Origin of the sequence: Streptomyces vilmorinianum, from assembly GCF_005517195.1 — a bacterium.
Lineage (GTDB): Bacteria > Actinomycetota > Actinomycetes > Streptomycetales > Streptomycetaceae > Streptomyces > Streptomyces vilmorinianum.
Genome location: NZ_CP040244.1, coordinates 6,566,971 through 6,586,547 on the forward strand (window position 1 = coordinate 6,566,971; position 19,577 = coordinate 6,586,547).

Annotated in this window: 15 protein-coding genes and 1 pseudogene; 9 read left to right on the forward strand and 7 right to left on the reverse strand. The window is 71.1% G+C overall.

The annotated features are described in order from the left end of the window. Positions 1-178 precede the first annotated feature (178 nt). From FDM97_RS30360 to FDM97_RS30375, 4 genes are read left to right on the forward strand one after another with little or no spacing between them, the layout of a single operon-like run. Complete coding sequence (locus FDM97_RS30360; protein WP_137993678.1) at positions 179-922, forward strand: NUDIX hydrolase; 744 nt, start codon at positions 179-181, stop codon at positions 920-922. Further along, positions 922-2,085 (forward strand): 5'-methylthioadenosine/S-adenosylhomocysteine nucleosidase family protein, encoded by a 1,164-nt coding sequence (locus tag FDM97_RS30365; protein WP_137993679.1) that lies wholly within the window; start codon positions 922-924, stop codon positions 2,083-2,085. The genes FDM97_RS30360 and FDM97_RS30365 overlap by 1 nt, the downstream gene beginning before the upstream one ends. Further along, positions 2,082-4,064: a hypothetical protein gene (locus FDM97_RS30370; RefSeq protein WP_175439291.1), complete on the forward strand. Its 1,983-nt coding sequence runs from the start codon at positions 2,082-2,084 to the stop codon at positions 4,062-4,064. Before FDM97_RS30365 ends, FDM97_RS30370 begins: the two co-directional genes overlap by 4 nt. 26 nt (positions 4,065-4,090) lie before the next feature. Beyond that, entirely contained in the window at positions 4,091-4,624 is a 534-nt protein-coding gene (locus tag FDM97_RS30375) for a hypothetical protein (RefSeq protein ID WP_137993680.1), read from the forward strand. Positions 4,625-4,801: 177 nt separating this feature from the next. Here FDM97_RS30375 and FDM97_RS30380 read toward each other — a convergent pair. Next, positions 4,802-4,960 (reverse strand): annotated as a pseudogene (locus FDM97_RS30380) (DUF255 domain-containing protein); the annotation flags it as partial. Positions 4,961-5,102: 142 nt separating this feature from the next. Continuing rightward, positions 5,103-5,495, reverse strand: a complete 393-nt coding sequence (locus FDM97_RS30385) for a rodlin (protein WP_137993681.1) — start codon at positions 5,493-5,495, stop codon at positions 5,103-5,105. 277 nt (positions 5,496-5,772) lie between these two features. Between FDM97_RS30385 and FDM97_RS30390 the strand changes: the two genes are divergently transcribed. Then, positions 5,773-8,988, forward strand: a complete 3,216-nt coding sequence (locus tag FDM97_RS30390) for a tetratricopeptide repeat protein (protein WP_137993682.1) — start codon at positions 5,773-5,775, stop codon at positions 8,986-8,988. Positions 8,989-9,075: 87 nt separating this feature from the next. Here the strand turns inward: FDM97_RS30390 and FDM97_RS30395 are convergent, their stop codons facing one another. Further along, on the reverse strand, positions 9,076-9,306 hold the full coding sequence (locus FDM97_RS30395; protein ID WP_137993683.1) for a hypothetical protein: 231 nt from the start codon (positions 9,304-9,306) through the stop codon (positions 9,076-9,078). Continuing rightward, the gene (gene mca / locus FDM97_RS30400; protein ID WP_137993684.1) at positions 9,299-10,180 is read right to left on the reverse strand and encodes a mycothiol conjugate amidase Mca; all 882 of its coding nucleotides are present in this window, start codon (positions 10,178-10,180) and stop codon (positions 9,299-9,301) included. The genes FDM97_RS30395 and mca overlap by 8 nt, the downstream gene beginning before the upstream one ends. A gap of 97 nt (positions 10,181-10,277) precedes the next feature. On the opposite strand from mca, the gene FDM97_RS30405 reads away from it, so the two are divergent. The 4 genes from FDM97_RS30405 to FDM97_RS36920 all read left to right on the forward strand — a co-directional run bounded on the left by FDM97_RS30405 (position 10,278) and on the right by FDM97_RS36920 (position 16,177). Further along, the gene (locus FDM97_RS30405) at positions 10,278-10,679 is read left to right on the forward strand and encodes a DUF4307 domain-containing protein (protein WP_137993685.1); all 402 of its coding nucleotides are present in this window, start codon (positions 10,278-10,280) and stop codon (positions 10,677-10,679) included. A 190-nt stretch (positions 10,680-10,869) separates the two neighbouring features. Beyond that, entirely contained in the window at positions 10,870-11,367 is a 498-nt protein-coding gene (greA, locus tag FDM97_RS30410; protein ID WP_137993686.1) for a transcription elongation factor GreA, read from the forward strand. A 122-nt stretch (positions 11,368-11,489) separates the two neighbouring features. Then, positions 11,490-13,868: a protein kinase domain-containing protein gene (locus FDM97_RS30415; RefSeq protein WP_254705807.1), complete on the forward strand. Its 2,379-nt coding sequence runs from the start codon at positions 11,490-11,492 to the stop codon at positions 13,866-13,868. A gap of 323 nt (positions 13,869-14,191) precedes the next feature. Next, entirely contained in the window at positions 14,192-16,177 is a 1,986-nt protein-coding gene (locus tag FDM97_RS36920; protein ID WP_175439292.1) for a protein kinase domain-containing protein, read from the forward strand. A gap of 11 nt (positions 16,178-16,188) precedes the next feature. Here FDM97_RS36920 and FDM97_RS30425 read toward each other — a convergent pair whose 3' ends face one another. The 3 genes from FDM97_RS30425 to ilvA form a co-directional block, all read right to left on the reverse strand. Next, on the reverse strand, positions 16,189-17,037 hold the full coding sequence (locus tag FDM97_RS30425) for an ABC transporter permease (protein ID WP_137993688.1): 849 nt from the start codon (positions 17,035-17,037) through the stop codon (positions 16,189-16,191). Beyond that, complete coding sequence (locus FDM97_RS30430) at positions 17,034-18,065, reverse strand: ATP-binding cassette domain-containing protein (RefSeq protein WP_137993689.1); 1,032 nt, start codon at positions 18,063-18,065, stop codon at positions 17,034-17,036. The genes FDM97_RS30425 and FDM97_RS30430 overlap by 4 nt, the downstream gene beginning before the upstream one ends. A gap of 124 nt (positions 18,066-18,189) precedes the next feature. Next, on the reverse strand, positions 18,190-19,419 hold the full coding sequence (ilvA, locus tag FDM97_RS30435; RefSeq protein ID WP_137993690.1) for a threonine ammonia-lyase: 1,230 nt from the start codon (positions 19,417-19,419) through the stop codon (positions 18,190-18,192). Between the last annotated feature and the right edge of the window lie 158 nt (positions 19,420-19,577).

The following is a 19,577-nucleotide window of genomic DNA, read 5'->3' on the forward strand; positions in this document are numbered from 1 at the left end:
TCGATTCCACTAGCGCGCCAGTCGCAGGCTGGAACCGCGACTGCAGGCAGGTACGAGCTGACATGCTCGACCACCAGTTGACCATCCATGCGCGCCAGGGCCACGAGGTCGAGCGGTGCATCGATCCCAACACCCCACTTCTTGTGCAAGTGACAGTAACTGAAGTACCTTGCAGGACATGCAAGATGACGCATGGTCACCACCTCCTGTCCTACTGACGGTCGATCTCGTGATCCTGACGCTGCGCGACAGTCGTCTGCACGTCCTCCTGGTGAAGCGGGGCGAAGACCCCTTCCGGGGCATGCTCGCGCTGCCAGGGGGATTCCTCAGCCACGATGGTGAGGAGATCCTGGACGCCGCTCACCGCGAACTGAGTGAGGAAACGGCCCTGACCGCTGGCTGGGTGCACCTTGAACAGCTCGCCGTGTACGGAAGATCGGGCCGCGACCCACGGGGCCGAGTCGTCTCCGTCGCTCACCTGGCGATCGCGCCGGGCCTGCCCGACCCTGTCGCGGGGACGGATGCCACCGATGCCGCGTGGATTCCCGCAGAAGCCGTCCTGTCCGGCGATGCGACCCTCGCCTTCGATCACCATCGAATCGCCACGGACGGGATCGAACGCGCGCGCACCAAGATCGAATTCTCGGCACTGGCCACCGCGTTCTGCGGGGAGAGCTTCACTATCGCAGAGCTGCAGCAGGTGTACGAGGCCGTCTGGGGCACCTCACTCGACACCCGCAATTTCTACCGGAAGGTCCAAGCCGCGAAGGGATTCATCGTCCCCGTCGGCACGGACCGCAGGACCACGGGAGGACGACCCGCACGGCTGTACCGGGCCGGCCCGAGAACCGTGCTGTTCCCACCGCTGATCCGACCTGCGCCATCTGCGACGGAAGAGAACACGAGAGGGGAAGAGGAGTAATGCCGAAGAGCCCAGTGGTGATTCTCACCGCCCTCAATCTTGAATATCAATCCGTGCGCCAGAGGCTGGCGGATCTTCTGGTACATCGCCATGAGCGCGGTACCCGGTTCGAGGTGGGAACCGTACGGGGCACATCGTGCCGCGTCGCACTCGGCCTCACGAACAAGGGGAACCACTCCGCCGCGGTGATCGCCGAACGTGCGATCCAGGAGTTCTCACCGGTGGCCGTGCTGTTCGTCGGGGTCGCAGGCGCCCTGTGGGATGCCACCAGGCTGGGTGACGTGGTGATGGCGTCACACGTGTACGCCTATCACGGCGGGACCAGCGAGGACGACGGGCTCAAAGCCCGTCCCCGGGTGTGGGAAGCGCCGCACGGGATCAGCCAGCTCGCCTCGCACCTGGCCCGTTTGAACGACTGGGCGGACCCCACACCCGGTCACGAGGACGGACCGCAGGTGCGTTTCGGGGCGATCGCCGCCGGCGAGATCGTCCAGAACTCAAGGATCTCGGCCGAGGCGAAGTGGATCCGGCAGCACTACAACGACGCGCTCGCCATCGAGATGGAGGCGGCCGGCGTGGCCCAGGCCGGCCATCTCAGCGGAGCGCCGGTGGCCATCGTCCGCGGGATCAGCGACCGGGCGGACGGCACGAAGACCAGTTCGGAGGACCGCAACTGGCAGCCGCGGGCCGCAGCGAACGCGGCGGCGTTCGCCATCCGGTTGGCCGTGGAACTGGTGGGCGAGCAGAAGGAGGACGCGATGCCGCAGGACGACAGGGCCCGTTCGGCCGACCGGTTCGACCGGAACGTCAGCAACACCGCCCACAACAGCACCGTCGGCATCATGGCCGGCTCAGTCACAGGTAGCAGTGTCCACATGAACACGTCCTCGAAGGCATCCAGCCCGACGGACCTGATCACGGAACTGAACGGTTTCCGCGATCAGCTGGGGTGGCACCGCAACGAGGGCGCTCTCGACGAGGACAGCTACCGGGAAGCCCTGACCGACCTGGACTCCGCTCTCCGGTCGGCAAGGGAGCGCACCCCTGAATCGTCGAAGCGGACGGTCATGACGCTCAAGAGGCTGCGCGGTCTGGTCGCGGAGTACCCCGCGCTGGTGGCCACGTTGGCTCCCTTGGTTGCCGCGCCCGGTGACCTGGCATGAGCCACAACGACGGTGCCGCGTACAGCTCGGCCGCGTACAACTCCACCATCGGGATCCAGGCCGAGACCGTGCATGACTCCACCATCTACTTCGTCCACCCGGACGCCTCGCCGCAAGAGAAGTACCGGGTCGGCGTAAGGCTCCTGGAGGACGGCGTCCCCAGCCGGGCCCGCGAAATGATCACTGATGCGATCGTCCACGGGCATGACGGCACGGAGGTTCGCTTCCACTGGGTGCTCGCCATGCTCAGCGCACGTACCCACCACGACCTGACCACCGAAGAGGTCGAGCGGCTGCGCTACGCCTCCAGGCTCGTGCGAACCTACGCCGAGGACGAGTGGAAGGAAGCCCTGCGCGTCACTTTCGACCTGTTGGCGGTACTCAGCACCACCGGCAGCGAGACCGGTCCTGTGCTGAAGCAGCTGCAGGACCTACCGCACCGCCAGCACGACGCGATCCTCCGCCACCTCGACGTCATACTCACCGGAGGGCTGAAGGACGACCTGTGGGAGGAGACCCTCGGACAGGCCAGGGCGGAGCGCTTCGGCAACGACCGGGTCCAGCGGGTCTGGGCCTACTTCGCACCCACCCCCATCGGGGCGCGGGCCGTTCGGCCCCGCCCGAGCACCGCTGCCGCGGCCAAGGCGGCCCTCCCTGTCAGAGCGGTCCTGTTCGTCATCAGCAGCGCGCTCCTCTGGGCCCTGGCACTGATCGCGGATCCGGCCCAGGCGATCGTCGAGTTACCGGTGGCACTCGGCGCGGGCCTGACCGCAGCCCACTTCGGCATCCGGTGGTGGGGCCGGGAGCCCAGGCCGGGCCTCACGGCCGAGGCCCACGTCCCGCACCCGGGCGATCCCGCCTTCACCGAGGACGGGTTCACCAAGCGCGTCCGTCATTCGTTCGATCACTACTTCAGCGTTCGCAGGCCTCATGGGTTCACCTCGGATGCCTGGCTCGCCCACACGGTTCAGATCCGCAGCGGCCTCGCCGCCGAGATCTCAGACCTCTACCGGGAGAGCCGAATCGGTGTGGAGCGGGTCGACTGGCTGATCCGGTACCTCGCCGAGGACGCCCGAGATCGTCACAACAACGGCACCCTGTTCGATCGACACCGCCAGGATCAGACTTCGGGCAGGACGAAGGCCCTGGCCGTGGCGGCCCTCGCCGTTCTCGGCGTCGCGGCTCTCGCCGCGTTCGGCACAGCGGCCACCGGTGCCGCCCAACCTCGGCCTCTGTGGGCGTTCCTGGCCGTGCTCGGTGCGGTCTGGTCCGGGCACGCGACCGGTTCCCGGTGGCTGGAGGTCCGGCGTGAAGAGCGCCGGCTGGACCGGGAGACTCAGGAGTACCTCGAACAACTGACCGCACGGCAGATCGCCTACCAGCGCTGGCAGTCGTTCCTGGACGAGAAGCGCCCCAGTGAACAGGAGATGGAGACCTGGCTCACCTGCGACAAGACTTCGTTCGTCGATGAGGCACTCCGGCACCACCGGCTCACCTGGCGCGACCTGATCACCCACACCATCCTGGTGGCCCCGGGTCCTTCCTACAAGCGTGGCCGGGTCCGAGGCGGCCCATGGCGGTACTCGCACTACGTGTTCCGCCTGTTCCTGTTCACCCAGGACGGTATCCGCGAGATCAGCTCCGAGTTCAACTTCTCCGACGGAACGCGCAGGAACGAGCAGCGGAGCAACTACCGGTTCGACGCGCTGGCCTCCGTGCAGGTGACGGAGAACGCCGACGTCGGTTACGACCTGGAGCTCTTCCTCACCAACGGACCGGCGAGGAAGATCCGCGTCAAGGACGCCGACGCCCATCAACTGGCGCCGACCGAGAATCCCCAGGAAATCTCCGAGATCAACCTCAGCGCGGCCGGCTCCCCCCACACCTTCCGTCTCCTGGAGGGGATAGCGGCGGACGGGAAGAGCTGGATCGAACGGCACGGCCCCGACGGCCTGGCGCCCTTCCAGATCGCCGGCTGATCCTGAACTCGAGCATAGGGGTGCCTGTGACCTCCACGGATGACGTCACCGAAAGCAAGATCCTGCTGGCCGAGTACGACCGCCTGAAAGAGGAACAGAAGACTCGCATAGGGTTCCGCGACAACCTGCTCTACTTCACGCTCGCCGCGGCCACTGCGGTTGTGGCGATCACCGCCCAGAGCGGAGAGTCCCGACTGCTGCTAGCCGTCCCCGCGATCTGTCTGATCCTGGGCTGGACCTACCTGGTCAACGACGAGAAGATCTCGGCGATCGGCCACTACGTCCGCGACCGGCTGGGACCACGCCTGGGGGACCTCACCTCCGCCCACGACGCAGTGTTCGGCTGGGAGATCTACCACCGCAACGTTGCGGGCCGCACCATGCGCAAGCGGCTCCAGACCACGGTGGACCTGTTCACGTACCTGGTCCTGCCCATGGTCTGCACGACCGCGTTCTGGTGCTCTCCCGTCGTTCAGCCCCTGCTCGCGCTCGCTTCTCTCGGGCAGACGCTCGCCTTGGCCGTACTGGGCTGGCAGTTCCTGCGCCGTACGGAGCGGTAGCACCAGGCCCTCGCCGGGCACGAGTACGACACCTCCGGCCGCACGCAGTGGGCTGACCGGGGCTCTGGCGAATGTCGACGGACTGGTCGGGCGCCCACTCGATCGAATCGACCTGTTGATCTTCAACCCGGGCGGGCGTACTCAGGCTCAGGGCTACCGCCTTATGCGAGTTCACTGGCACCAGTGGCAGCTGCCGTAACCGACGCTGAGCAGCACGGGAACGTCGCGTCGGCGTGCCTCGTCGAAGGCCTCCGCCGACCAGGGCCACCAGTCGACCGGGTTGTCGGCGTGCTGGAGGAGGTACGGGGACGTCTCATGGGCCAGTCGGTTCGGCATGCCCCCATCCTCGCGCACACGGCGAAGCCCCGCCCATACGCCACGGGTGGGCGGCGCACGAACGGGGCAGTGATACGGGAAGCGGCCCCGCTCCTCGCACTGGCTCTGCGAGGAGCGGGGCCGCTCCGAGGAACTGGTGGCGTCAGCGGCCGACGTTCCCGTTGCCGGACAGAACCTCGCTCAGAACGTTCGCCAGCGGGTCGTCGCCAGTCTGCTGCGTGGAGTTCTGGGTGCAGGTCTGGTTCGACATGTCGTTGCCCAGAACGTCCTGGACGGCGACCGGGACGGCGATGACGCCGACCGGGACCTGAGCCTGGAGCTTCTGGATGTCGAAGCAGTGCAGAACGCCACCGTTGATGAGGCCGAAGTTCGGGCTCATGTAGCCACCGGTGTGGTTGCTGCCGATCGACTGCTTCGACGTGTTGCCGATGACGTTGGAGCTGTTGCCGTCGTCCCCGGCCGCAGACGCCGTGGCAGCCGACATACCGACGACGGAGGCCGCAACTGCCGCCGTGGCAAGAACCTTCTTGATCACGAGATTTCCTTCTTGAGCTGGAGGGCCCTGGAATGCTCCGTTACCGAAGCATGCTGATCAACTGCCGCCGAGAGGATTGGTTCCGGGGCATCACCCGGATGCGGTATTCGGCAGATGAACGCCATCGGACGCGGGGTCGAGGGGCAGACGTTCGGCCTGCCCGCCGTCCCGGCACGGCCCCGTGATTGCGGGGTCGATCGCCCGGCTCCCTCGCGCCGACGCGCGTCCGGCAGGACACTTGTGCGCGTCATGCGGAAGCTCTCGGAGGGGGACGCACATGCGGGACAGCCACCGGGCCGAAGCCGAACGGCTGTTGGCACACGCCGTGGAGGAGGAGGTGCGGCGCTCCGGGGGCCGCGTCGACTCCACGGCTCTCCTCGCCCGCGGCCGGGCCGCGCTGGACACCATGGCGGCGAGTGCGAGCGAGGAGTACGCGGCTTATCTGCGGGCTCTGGAGGAGGCGGAGGCCGGACGGCAGCCGTTGAGAGAGCGATTCAGCGGGCCGACGGCGGGAACTCCCTTACTGGTCTCGGCCGTTGCGGCGGCCGCCGCCTTCGGGGCGGACCTGGCGCTCGGCACGACGGCAGGGACGGCGCTGGGCGCCGGGGCCGTGGTGGCGGTGGCGGGCGCGGCGGCGACCGTGCTGAAGGCGACCGCCGGGCACTGGCCCGCCGCCCACCGCAGGGCGGGCGCCCTGGGGCAGCCGGGCGGGCCCGAGCAGCTGCGGCTGCAGTGGCTGACGACGCTGGAGGTACGGGGCGTGCGGCCGTTCCTCGACCAGCAGCGGGTGCTGCTCGCGAGCGCGCAGAAACCTCCGCAGAAGGTCGTGGCCCAGCTGCGCGGCGCGGACCGCAGCGCGGCGGCCCGCCGGCGGACGGTCCTGGAGCAGTCGTTCGGCCATCTGCCGGATCCGGCTGGGCCGTTCACCGGGCGGCGAGCCGAACTGGCGCAGATCACCCGCTGGGTGCAGACGGGGCGGGCGTCGACACAGACCCGGCCGACGGTCGTGATGCTGTACGGGGAACAGGGCTCGGGTCGCACGACTCTCGCCGTACGGGCCGCGCACGCGCTGCGCGACCAGTTCCGCGGGGCGTGCGTGGTGGACCTGCGGGGCGGCGGGACCCGCGGTGAGAAGCCGCTGTCGACCCGGGAGGCGCTGCTGCATCTGCTGAACCGGCTGGGCGCGCCGCGCGAGCAGCTGCTGTTCCGCGAGCGGTCATCGGCCGAGCAACAGGTCCGCAGGCTGGCGGAGTTGTACCACCAGCATCTGACCGGGCTGCCGGTGACGGTGATCCTGGACGACGCGGTGGAGGCGGAGCAGGTCCGTACGCTCCTTCCGGAGCGCTCGGACAGCCTCGTCCTTGTCACCTGCCGGGAGCCCCTTGACCTGGGGGACGAGGTGCCGGCGTCCGTGCACCGGCTGCCGGTGGCGGCCCTGGACGCGGCGGGCGCGGAGGAGTTGCTGCGGGAGGCGGCGGGGGCGCCCGACCCCGGCCCGTACGACTCGGAGGCCTTCGAGCGGATCCGGGAGCTGTGCGGCGGGCTGCCGCTGGCGCTGCGGGTCGCCGGCTCCTGCCTCGGCCGCCGTTCGATGAGCGATCTGGCGCATCTGCTCGACCGGCCCGGCTGGGGTCCGGCCCCGCTCGAACGGGCGCTCTCCGTACGGTACTTCACCGATCTGGAGGAGGACGCCAGGCAGCTGCTGCGCCGGCTCGCGCTGGCCGGGCGGGCCTCGCTGGGCGCGGCGGCGGCCGGCGCGCTGCTCGGCGGGAGCGGACAGGACGGGGCGCGGCTGCTCGCGGAGCTCGCCCGGGCCGGTCTCCTCGACCACGTACGGGGAGAGCGCTACCGGCTGCACGACTCGGTGCGCGGCTTCGCGGCGGTCCGGCTCCTCGAGGAGGAGGACGCGGCGGAGATCGCGGCGGCGCAGGAGCGGCTGATCCAGAACTACGCGGAGCTCGCGGACGCGGTGATCCGGATGGTCGACGGCAAGATGTCGACCCGCGCGGACCGGTTCGACGGCCATGGCTTCGGGTCCTTGGAGGCGGCCCTGCGCTGGCTGGACGAGGAGTCGAGCTTCATCACGGCGGCGCTGCGGCACGCCGAGGGCGTCGACCAGCAGACGGTACTGAATCTGCTCGGCGCGCTCTGTGACTACTGCCTGCTGCGCGGCGACCTGTACCGGCTCGGCGAGATCAACGAGCTGACCGACGCCGTCGGGCAGGGACTGCTGTCCCGGTCGGTGCAGTGGCGGACCGGTATCGCGGCCCGGCAGCTCGGCGAGCTCGACAAGGCGCGCACCACGCTGACCTCGGTGGTCTCCCTCTACCAGGAGGCGCACCAGGACGCGGGGGCCGCGCTCGCGCTCTGCTCGCTGGGGATCACGCTGCACCACCAGGGCAATCTGGCGGAGGCGTCGGCGAAACTGCGCGAGGCCCTGGCGCTCCAGGAGCCGGACTCGCTCGCCGCCGACCGGGGCTGGACGCTGCACGCCCTCGCGGCGGTGGAGCGGGACCGGGCGAACCTGGCGGAGGCGCTGACCCTGCTGCGCTCGGCCCTGGAGCTGCACCGGGAGAGCGAGTCCCTGCACGGCGAGGCCTGGGCGCACTTCCAGCTGGGGCAGGTGTGTCTGCGCATGGGCGAGGTGGAGCGCGCCGACGCGGAGCTGCGCCAGGCGCTCGACCAGTACGGCCGTACCCGGGACGGGCGCGGCGAGGCGTGGGCGCTGACGCAGCTGGCCCGCGCCCGGCTCGTGGAGGGCGAGGTCGCGCCCGCGGTCGACGGCCTGCGCCAGGCCCTCGCCCGCCATCGCGACCAGGAGGACGCGCGCGGCGAGGCGTGGACCCTGTACTACCTGGGGCACGCCCTTGAGGAGCGCGGCGACCTGGATCAGGCGGTACGGGAGCTGGAGCGGGCGCGCACGATGTTCTCCCGGATGCGGGACGTGTACGGGCTCGCCTGCGCGCGGCACCACTCGGGCCGGGTCACCCGCGACCAGCGCGCGGCCCAGACCGGCAACCTGCGCAACTCCGGCTTCGCCCGTCAGCTCCTGGTGGACGCCCGGGCGGACTTCCACCGCATCGGCGTGGCGCACGGCGAGGCCTGGACCTGTCTGGAGCTGGCGATCGTCGACGCCGGGAACGGCAAGGCCGCGCAGGCCCTGGAGCTGTGCGGTGAGGCGACCGGGCTCTTCCTCTCGTACGGCGACCGGCGGGGCGCCGACTGGGCCCGCTTCCTGAGCTGCACGCTGCTCCCGTACGCCTCACCGGGCGGCGTGGAGGCGGGCACGGCCGCGGCCCGGGACGAACTGACCCGGCTCCTCGCGGACCGCCACCCGACCCGGGACGGCAAGCTGGAGGACTGCGCGGAGGCGTACGCCCTGGTCCTGGAGCGGGGCGTCCAGCTCGACGCGGGCTGGCAGGCCTGGGACCTCGGCATGGTGCCGAACCGGCACGCGCGGGAGGTGATGGGGGTGCCGGTGGAGGTGGCGTGACCGGGGCGTGACGGGGGCGTGACCGGGGGCGGACGGCCCGCAGGGCCCCGAGAGATCTCGGGGCCCTGGGCCTGCGGCGCGGGGCCGCTACTCCTGCGGGGCCGGCTTGGCGGTCTGCGCCGCCTTCGGGTCCGGGGCCTCCTCGAAGGAGACCTTGCCCATGTGGCGGTTCATCGACTTCATCAGCATCCAGACGCCCACGGCCATCACGGCGAAGACGACGAAGCCGAGGACGCCGGGGGTCACCTTGTTCTTGTCCAGCTCGGCGGCGAAGGGGACAAGCTGGGTCAGTGCCAGGTGTGCGCTCATGTCAGGCATTGTCGCGGATGCCCGCGAAGAGGTCGTCCTCGGGGAGGGAGGTATCGACCAGCGACTTGCTGAGCTCGTACTCCTCCGTCGGCCAGACCTCCTTCTGGATCTCCATGGGGACCCGGAACCAGCCGCCGTCGGGGTCGATCTGGGTCGCGTGGGCGATCAGGGCCTTGTCGCGGATCTCGAAGAACTCGGCGCACGGGACGTACGTCGTCAGCGTGCGCTCGGCGCGCTGGAACTCCTTCCAGCGCTCCAGCCACTCGCCGTACGGGGACTCCATGCCCCGGTCGAGCAGCGCCTCGTGCAGGGCGAGCGTGCGGGGACGGTTGAAGCCCTGGTTGTAGTAGAGCTTCTGCGGCTGGAAGGCCGGGCCGAACTCGGCCTCCGGGTACTTGTCCTTGTCCGCCGCCCCGTCGAAGGCCACCATCGTGATCTTGTGGGTCATGATGTGGTCGGGGTGCGGGTAGCCGCCGTTCTCGTCGTAGGTCGTGATGACCTGCGGGCGGAACGAGCGGATCTTGCGGACCAGCTCGCCGGCCGCCGTGTCCACGTCCTCCAGGGCGAAGCAGCCCTCGGGCAGCGGCGGCAGCGGGTCGCCCTCCGGCAGACCGGAGTCGACGAAGCCCAGCCACTCCTGCTCGACCCCGAGGATCTCGCGGGCCTCGTCCATCTCCTTGCGGCGCACCTCGTGGATGTTCGCCTCGATGTAGGCGTCGCCCTGGAGCCTGGGATTGAGGATGGAGCCGCGCTCGCCGCCCGTGCAGGTGACCACCATCACCTCCACCCCCTCGGACACATACTTGGCCATCGTGGCCGCGCCCTTGCTCGACTCGTCGTCGGGGTGGGCGTGAACGGCCATCAGTCGCAGCTGCTCAGTCAAGACTCGATCCTCAGTGATTCGTCGCGGAGGCAGGTCTCTATAGTGACGGAACCGGGGGACGGAAAATTCCGCTGTCCCGGCGTCGAGAGGAACGATCATGAGCGCGGTGCGAGAGCAGCTGCCCGAGGGGCGCTACGGCCGCTCCGCGGACGAGCGCGCCGACCGCAAGCTCAAGATCGCCGGTGGCGTGCTCGGTGTGCTGTTCCTCGGAATGTTCGGCTGGTTCGGCTGGCACTACGTCGTCGACAGCAGGATCAGCGCCGAGACGATCAAGTTCGACGTGGTGAGCGACACCGAGGTCCAGGTGCACCTGGAGGTGCGCAAGGACACCGACGTCACGGGCGTCTGCACCCTGCGCTCGCGCTCCGAGGACGGGGCCGAGGTCGGCCGCAAGGACGTCCGCTTCGACGAGGCGGCCGCCCGGATCGACCGCGTGGTGAGCATCCGTACGACCGCGAGGGCGACCAGCGCCGAGCTCGTGGGGTGTACCGCTCAGTAGCGCTGGGTAGGGACCGGGCGGCGTGTCGAGCCCCGGTTCCCGCGCTGACCAGGAGTGACGTCATCCCTGTGGTTTATGTCCTCCCCCTTTCCGCCACTAATTGTTAGGCTCGTGGTTTCGCCCGCCCAGGAAGGACAATCCTTCTGGGTAGGGCGATGCTTTGTATTCCCAGTACCTACGAGGAGCACCTGTGACCCAGACCAGCGACAACGTCACCTGGCTCACCCAGGAGGCGTACAACCAGCTCAAGGCCGAGCTGGAGTACCTGTCTGGTCCCGCGCGAACCGAGATCGCCGCCAAGATCGCCGCGGCGCGCGAGGAGGGAGACCTGCGCGAGAACGGCGGGTACCACGCGGCCAAGGAGGAGCAGGGCAAGCAGGAGCTCCGGGTCCGCCAGCTGACCCAGCTCCTGGAGCACGCCAAGGTGGGCGAGGCTCCGGCCGACGAGGGCGTCGTCGCGCCCGGCATGGTCGTCACGATCGCCTTCGACGGTGACGAGGACGACACGATGACCTTCCTGCTCGCCTCGCGCGAGTACGCGAGCAGCGACATCGAGACCTACTCGCCGCAGTCCCCGCTCGGCGTCGGCGTCAACGGCAAGAAGGCCGGTGAGGACGCCGAGTACGAGCTGCCGAACGGCAACAAGGCCACGGTGAAGATCCTCAGCGCCAAGCCGTACACCGGCTGACGACCGGACTTCCGCACCGCCTTTCGTGACAGGGCCGGACCCCTCGGGGGTCCGGCCCTTCGCTTTGCATGCACATGCAATGATGCGGGCTGTCTGACGTCGTGTCACGAGGGGGATGACGGGTGCTGGGACCGCTGCGCGAGGGCGCGCCACGGCAGATCGGACCGTACGACGTGCTGGCGCGGCTCGGCGCCGGCGGTATGGGCGAGGTGTTCCTGGGGCGGGCGCCGGGCGACGGTTCGTTCGTGGCCGTGAAGACCGTACGGCGCGACGTCGCGAACGAGCCCGCCTTCCGCGACCGCTTCCGGCGCGAGATCAAGGTCGCGGGGATGGTGCGGAGCACGTACGCCGCCGCCCCCGTGGGCGGGGACGCCGACGCCGAGGTGCCCTGGCTCGCGACGGCGTACGTCCCAGGGCCCAGCCTGTCCCAGGCCGTGCGGCGGGGCGGTCCCCTGCCGGTGGCGACCGTACGGGAGCTGGGCGCCGGAATCGCCCGCGCGCTGGCCGACCTGCACGCCGCCGGCGTCCTGCACCGCGACCTCAAGCCGGGCAACGTCATGCTGTCGGTCGACGGACCGCGCCTGATCGACTTCGGCATCGCCCGCAGCAAGGGCGCCACGACGATGACGGCGACCGGGATGATGGTCGGCACCCCGTCCTTCATGTCGCCCGAGCACGTGACGGGGGCGCGCCACGTCACCGGGGCCTCGGACGTGTTCTGCCTGGGCTCGCTGCTCTGTTACGCGGCGACCGGCGAGGACCCCTTCGGGGACGGTCCCGTCGCGGCCGTCCTCTACCGCGTGTCACAGGCCGAAGCGGACCTGAGCCGGGTCCCGGACGAGCTGCGGGACGTCGTCGCCGCCTGCCTGAGCGCCGACCCGGCGGCCCGGCCGGCCCCGGAGCGGCTCGTGTCGCTCCTCGCCGGCGACAGCGGCGGGGAACGACGGCCCGCGTGGCCCGAGAGCGTGCGGGAGCACATCGGGGAGTACGGGAGGGAGCTCGCGCAGCTGGTGGCGGCGGGGGGTCCGCTGGTGGAGATGCCCGCCACCCCGCCGGAGGCGCCGGGGGTCCACCAGCTGCCGACCATGCCGCCGGTGGCACCCGTGACGCCCGTGACGCCCGCACCTCCCAGGAAGCGCCGCCGGGGGCTGATCGCCGCCGTGGTGGCCCTCGCGGTCGTGGGCGGCGGGCTCGGGACGTACCTGCTGTGGCCGCAGGAGGGCAGGAAGCAGACTCCCGGCGCAGCCGCCCCGCCCGCCTCGGGCCCCCGGATCCCGGGCGTCGACGACCGCGGCCTGGCCGACGCCTCCGGAGTCGTACCGCAGAACGCGGCCCAGCGGCCGGCCGGCTGGAAGCCGTGGCGGGCCGAGCTGACCGCGCCCGCGTTCGGGTGCTCGGCCGGGGAGTCGGTGCTGGTGTGCCGGACGACCGACGGGCGGTACGAGGCGCTGGACACCGCGAGCGGCAGGAAGCTGTGGGACGCCGACCTCGTCGAGGACGAGCGGGACGACCTCAGCTACGTGGGACCGACGGGCGGGGTCTTCATCGCCGGCGACACGGCGCGTCCCGTCGTGCACGACACGGTGGCCGTCCTCGCCTCCGGCGACCGGCTCCAGGTGCGCGACGCCCGCAGCGGCACGGTCCGCTGGGAGAAGGAGGCCTGGGGCGCACAGGGCGTGAGCAGCAGGCCGATCGTCGCCGACGGGATCGTCTTCGCGGCGACGAAGACGACGCAGGACCCGACCACGACACGGGTGGGCATGACCGCGTTCTCCCTCGCCGACGGCGCGCGCCTGTGGTCCAAGGAGCTCACCAACGCCGCGATCCCCCGCGTCGAGATTCGGGACTTCGATCCCGTGGCCTACGCCAAGGGCACGGTGTACGCCCTCAGCGACGGCGGTCTCCTCGCGTACGAGGCGAAGACCGGAACCCTGCTCGGTCAGGCCGACAAGGACGCCGAGAGCTGCGAGACGCTGCGGGTCCTCGGTGCCGCCGCGTACTGCGTCACCGTCCCGTACACCGCCGACGAGGAGCAGCGGCTGCATCTCCTCGACGCGGGCACGCTCGCGTCGAAGGGCAGCCTGCCCGCCCCCGTGCGGCGGCTGCGCCCCGATGTGATCAGCGCGAAGGCCGTCATCGGCTTCGACCGCGGGCTGAAGATCCACGACCCGAAGGACGGCAACCAGCTCGGTTCGTACGCGGCGAAGGCGGCGCCCGCCGGTCTTGAGCAGGACTGGTCGGGGCCGCTGCTCGCGGGCGACCAGGTGGTGTACGCCGACTACTCCGCCCTCTACACCGTGCGGCTCGGCCGGAACGGCGGCCCCGCCGGGCTCAAGGTCACTCCGGTGCCCGGGGCACCGGGGCCGCGCGCGGCGAAGGAGGCCGCGATGGAGACGCCCTTCGCCGACATGATCCGTGCGCCCGAGGTCCTTCCCATCGGCGGGATCGCGCACATCGTGTACGACCAGGGTGTCGTCTCCTCCGTCGAGCTTCCCAAGTAGCGCATCGAAAGGACGACTTCCGTGCTGGAAGCACTGCCCGCCGGGCAGCCCCCGCGCCTCGTCGGCCCCTACCGGCTGCTCGCCCGGCTGGGCGCGGGCGGCATGGGCGAGGTTCATCTGGCGTGCCGGGCGGACGAGCCGACGGCCGATCCGTACCGGATGGTCGCGGTGAAGACCGTCCGGGAGGACCTGGAGGTCGACGGGGACTTCCGGACCCGCTTCCGGCGCGAGATCACAGCGGCGCGGGCGGTGAGCAGCCCGTACGCGGCGCGGCTCGTGGACGCCGACGCGGACGCGGCCGTCCGTGGCTGGCGACGGAGTACGTGCCGGGACCCTCGCTCGCGGAGGCCGTCGTACGGTCCGGGGCGTTGCCGGTCGCGGCGGTACGGGCGCTGGGTGCGGCCCTCGCGCGGGCGCTGGACGCGGTGCACGGGGTGCAAGTGCTGCACCGGGACCTGAAGCCCGCGAACGTGCTGCTCGGCGCCGCCGGTCCGAAGCTGATCGACTTCGGTATCGCGCAGGCCTTCGAGGCGACGGCGCTGACCTCGACGGGGCTCGTGGTCGGCTCGCCGGGGTTCATGTCACCGGAGCATCTGGTCGGCAGCCGGGCGGTGGTGCCCGCCTCGGACGTCTTCTGTCTGGGCGCGGTGCTCGCGTTCGCGGCGAGTGGGCGCGGGCCGTTCCACGACGACGAGATGGCCGCGGTGATCTTCCGGATCAGCCGGGCCGACGCCGAACTGTCGGGTGTGCCGGCGGAGTTGCGGCCGGTGGTGGAGCGGTGTCTGCGGCTCGACCCGGCGGAGCGGCCTTCGGCGGCGGAGCTGGTGGGGCTGCTCGGCGGCCAGGCGGTCCCGGAGGTGTTTCCGTGGCCGGGCGGGGTGTTGTCCCTGCTCGCGGAGTACGGGGACGCGGCGCGCCGGACCGGTGAGGCGGCGGCCTCGGGCGCGGGCGTGGCGGACCTGCCGACGGTCGCTCCGGTGGTGCCGTACTCCCCCACGGCGGCGGGCTACCGGCCCGCTGTGCCCGATCCGGTGGTCCGGCGCAGGCCCTGGGGGCGGATCGTGGCGGGGGCCGTCGCGGTGGCCGTGGCGGCGACCGTGGGCGTGGTGATGGTCAACCGGTCCGGTGGGCAGGGGAGTTCGACGGGCGGCGCGGGTGGCGCGAGCGGCCCTTCGGCCGGTCCCGGCACGGGAACCGCGCAGCCGGCCACGCTGAGCCAGGTCGTCCTGCCGTACGGCGGTGAGGGCCACACGGGCGACTTCGGCGCGGTCGGCGAGGCCCGTACGTCCCGGCCGGCGGGCTGGTCGCCCTGGCAGCGGGAGGTCGACGCGGGCATGGGCGCCTGTGCCCTCTCCCCCGAGGTCCTCGTCTGCGCGGGGTCCGGTGGCGCGGCCGTCGGTCTGCGCGCGGCGGACGGCGAGAAGGTGTGGTCGGTGCCCGGCCGGGGCGAGGCGCCGCGCTCCGCTCCCCAGTACCCCGCCGTGACGGGGGACGCGGTCCACATCACGGGGCCGGACGGGGTGATCACGTACGGGCTGAAGGACGGGAAGGAACGCGGACAGCTCCCGGCGCCCGGCAAGGAGTGGGCGGTGAAGGGGACCGATCTGCTCGGCGGGGTCCTCTACTCCACGTACGTCGATGTCGCGGACGAGCGGACCGGTCTTGTCACCGCCACGAAGCTGGAGGGCGGGCGCGCCCAGGAGCTGTGGCGGACGCCGCTCGACGCCCTGCCGGAGCAGCCGGTGGCCGCCGGGGGCCGGGTGTTCGTGCCGGTCGACAACGTGCCGGTGGCGCTGGACGCCCGTACGGGCACGGTGGCGGCGCGGGGAGCCGGGGGCTGCGGGAAGGTCACGGTCCACAAGGAGAGCGTGCTCTGCTCCGGCCGGCAGGAGGGCGGCGTCGCCGTCCTCGATTCCCGGACGCTGAAGACGGTGCGGACGCTCGGCGAGGGGACGTCGCCGTCGGCCGGCCCGGCGGTGAACGCGGACGGCGTCGTCGCCCTCGTGCACGACGGCGGGACCGTCGTCACCTACGACCTGGCGAGCGGCCGCGAACGGTGGCGCACGGACCTGCATGTCTCCCGTGGGCACGCGGATCGTGTGTACTTCGTGGGCGACCAGGTCCTGGCGGGCGGGAAGCACGAGGTCAACGCCATCCCGGTGGCCGGGCCGTCCGTCCGCCCCGAGGAGTTCACCGCGGCGCTTCCGGACGACTTCACACCGACGGCCTCCGCCGAGGTGCTGGCCGCCGGAGGGGCGGTCTTCCTCGCCCTCTCCGACGGCCTGGTGGTCTCCGCCTACCTGCCCTAGGCCTACCTGCCCTAGGCGGTCGCCGAGCGGTACTTCCGTACCGCCAGCGTCCTGAACACCACGATGATCAGGACCGACCAGAGGATCGAGGCCCAGACCGGGTGCTGCATCGGCCACGCGTCGGACGTCGAGACGCCGGGGTTGCCGAAGAGTTCGCGGCAGGCCTGCACGGTCGCGCTGAACGGGTTCCACTCGGCGATGGGCCTCAGCCACGAGGCCATCTGGCTGGAGTCCACGAACGCGATCGAGATGAACGTGACCGGGAAGAGCCAGATCAGTCCGCCCGAGGTCGCCGCCTCGGGCGTCCGCACGGACAGGCCGATCAGGGCTCCGATCCAGGAGAAGGCATAGCCGAGGAGGAGCAGGAGGGCGAAGGCGGCGAGCGCCTTGGGGATGCCCTCGTGGACGCGCCAGCCGACCATCAGGGCGACGATCGCGAGGACCACGACCGTGAGGGCCGTCTGCACCAGGTCGGCCAGGGTGCGGCCGGTGAGGACAGCGCCGCGGGCCATCGGCAGGGAGCGGAAGCGGTCGATGAGGCCCTTGTGCATGTCGTCGGCGATGCCCGCGCCCGCGCCGGCCGTGGCGAAGGTGACGGTCTGGGCGAAGATGCCGGCCATCAGGAACTCGCGGTAGACGGCCGGGTCGGTGGTGCCCCCGATGGTCATGGAGCCGCCGAAGACGTAGCTGAACAGCACCACGAACATGATCGGCTGGATCAGCCCGAAGATGATCATCTCGGGGATCCGGGTCATACGGATGAGGTTGCGCCGGGCGACGACCAGGGAGTCGCCGATCGACTGGGCGATCGGGCCGCGCGACCGTGTGGGCGTCGCGACGGCGTCCGTCACTGTGGTCACTCGGCCGCCTCCTTCGCGCGCTTGCGGCCGCCGCGCTGCGCGTCCGCCGCCTCCGCGTTCTCCTCCTCGGCCTGTTCGGCCGCGTGGCCGGTCAGGGAGATGAACACGTCATCGAGCGTGGGCCTGCGCAGGCCGATGTCGTCGATCTCGACGCCGACGGTGTCCAGGTCGCGGATGACCTCGGCGAGCAGCTTGGCGCCGCCGGTGACCGGGACGGTCAGCTTGCGGGTGTGGGCCTCGACCGTGACCTCGCCGTGGCCGAGGCCCGCGAGGCCGTAGCGGGCGAGGACGCCGCGGGCCGGGTCGATCATCTCCGGCTCGTGGACGACGAACTCCACGCGCTCGCCGCCCGTCTGGGCCTTGAGCTGGTCCGAGGTGCCGCGGGCGATGACCTTGCCGTGGTCGATGACGCAGATGTCGTGGGCCAGGTGGTCGGCCTCCTCCAGGTACTGCGTCGTCAGGAGCAGCGTCGTACCGCCCGCGACGAGTTCCTGGATGACCTCCCAGAGCGCCTGGCGGTTACGGGGGTCGAGGCCGGTCGTCGGCTCGTCCATGAACATCACGGGCGGCGAGACGACGAGGGCGGCGGCGAGGTCGAGACGGCGGCGCATGCCGCCGGAGTACGTCTTGGCGGTGCGGTCGGCCGCGTCGGTGAGGTTGAAACGATCGAGGAGTTCGTCCGCCCGCCGCTTCGCGTGCCTGGCGTTCATCTGGTAGAGCCGGCCGACCATCTGGAGGTTCTCGCGGCCGGTCAGATACTCGTCGACGGCCGCGAACTGGCCGGACAGGCCGATCGAGCGCCGCACCTCGTCGGGGTTCCTCAGTACGTCGATTCCGGCGACGACGGCCCTGCCGCTGTCCGGCTGGAGGAGCGTCGTCAGCACGCGTACGGCGGTCGTCTTCCCCGCGCCGTTCGGGCCGAGCAGGCCCAGGACCGTGCCCTCGGGTACATCGAGGTCCACGCCGTCCAGAGCTCGTACGTCACCGAAGGTCTTCACCAGACCTTCGGCATATATCGCGCCTGGCATGTGGGTTCTCCCAGGGGATTTCGGGCGTTTTTCGCCCAAGTCTAGTTTTGAGGGGCGGGAGCCGCCCGGGAATTCCGTGACCCGGCCCACACGCTCACGCGATACATCGCGACCCACAAGGCCGCTACGCCATCACCACGTACCCCGCGTCCCGCAGCGCCGCCGCGACCTCCTCGCAGTGCTCCGGCCCCTTCGTCTCCAGGTGCAGCTCGACCTCCGCCTCCGTCAGACCCAGACGCGGATCCGTCCGTACATGGCTCACGTCGAGCACGTTCGCGTCCACCACCGTCAGCACCGCGAGCAGCGTCGCCAGCGCGCCCGGCCGGTCCGTCACCCGCAGCCGCAGGCTCAGATAGCGGCCCCCGGCCGCCATGCCGTGGCGCAGGATGCGCTGAAGCAGCAGCGGGTCCACGTTCCCGCCGGAGAGGACCGCGACCACCGGGCCCTGGAACGCCTTCGGGTCGCTCAGGAGCGCCGCCACCGGGCTCGCGCCGGCCGGTTCGACCACCAGCTTCGCCCGCTCCAGGCAGAGCAGCAGCGCCGAGGAGAGCGCGTCCTCGGAGACCGTACGGACCTCGTCGACGAACTCCCTGACGATCGCGAACGGTACGTCGCCCGGGCGCCCCACCTTGATCCCGTCGGCCATCGTCACCGGCGACTCGATCGCGACCGGATGGCCGGCGGCGAGCGAGGGCGGATAGGCGGCCGCGCCCTCGGCCTGCACGCCGATGACCTTCACATCGGGGCGGACCGACTTCACCGCGAGTCCGATGCCGGCCACGAGCCCGCCGCCGCCGACGCCCACGAGGATCGTGCGGACCTCCGGGCACTGCTCCAGGATCTCCAGGCCGACCGTGCCCTGCCCCGCGATGATGTCCGGGTGGTCGAAGGGGTGGATGAAGACCGCGCCCGTCTCCGCCGCGTACTCCTCGGCCGCCGCCAGGGTCTCGTCCACGACATGGCCGTGCATCCGCACCTCGGCGCCGTACTCCCGGGTCGCCGCCACCTTCGGCAGCGGGGCGCCGACCGGCATGAAGACCGTGGAGTGCACGCCGAGGAGCGCGGAGGCCAGCGCGACGCCCTGCGCGTGGTTCCCCGCGGAGGCGGCGACCACCCCTGCCGCGCGCTGCTCGGGCCGCAGCCCGGCGATCCGTACGTACGCCCCGCGCAGCTTGAACGAGCCCGTGCGCTGAAGGTTCTCGCACTTGAGGTGGACCGGGGCTCCGACCAGCGAGGACAGATAGCGGCTGCCCTCCATCGCGGTCACTCGGGCCACCCCGGAGAGCATCTTCTGCGCCCCGCGCACATCGTCGAGGATCAGCGGGTGCAAGGGGTCTGGCCGACGGAAGCTCATGACAGCAAGTCTCGCAGCTCACCAGCCCCCTGGCCGCCCGGGGCCGCCCGGGGCCGCCTTGAGAACGGGCGTCCGATCCGGTTCGTGCAGGGCCGGTACGGACCCCCGCGGGTCCGCGTACTCTGTCCCCCACCAACCGACCACCGCACGAGAGAGCC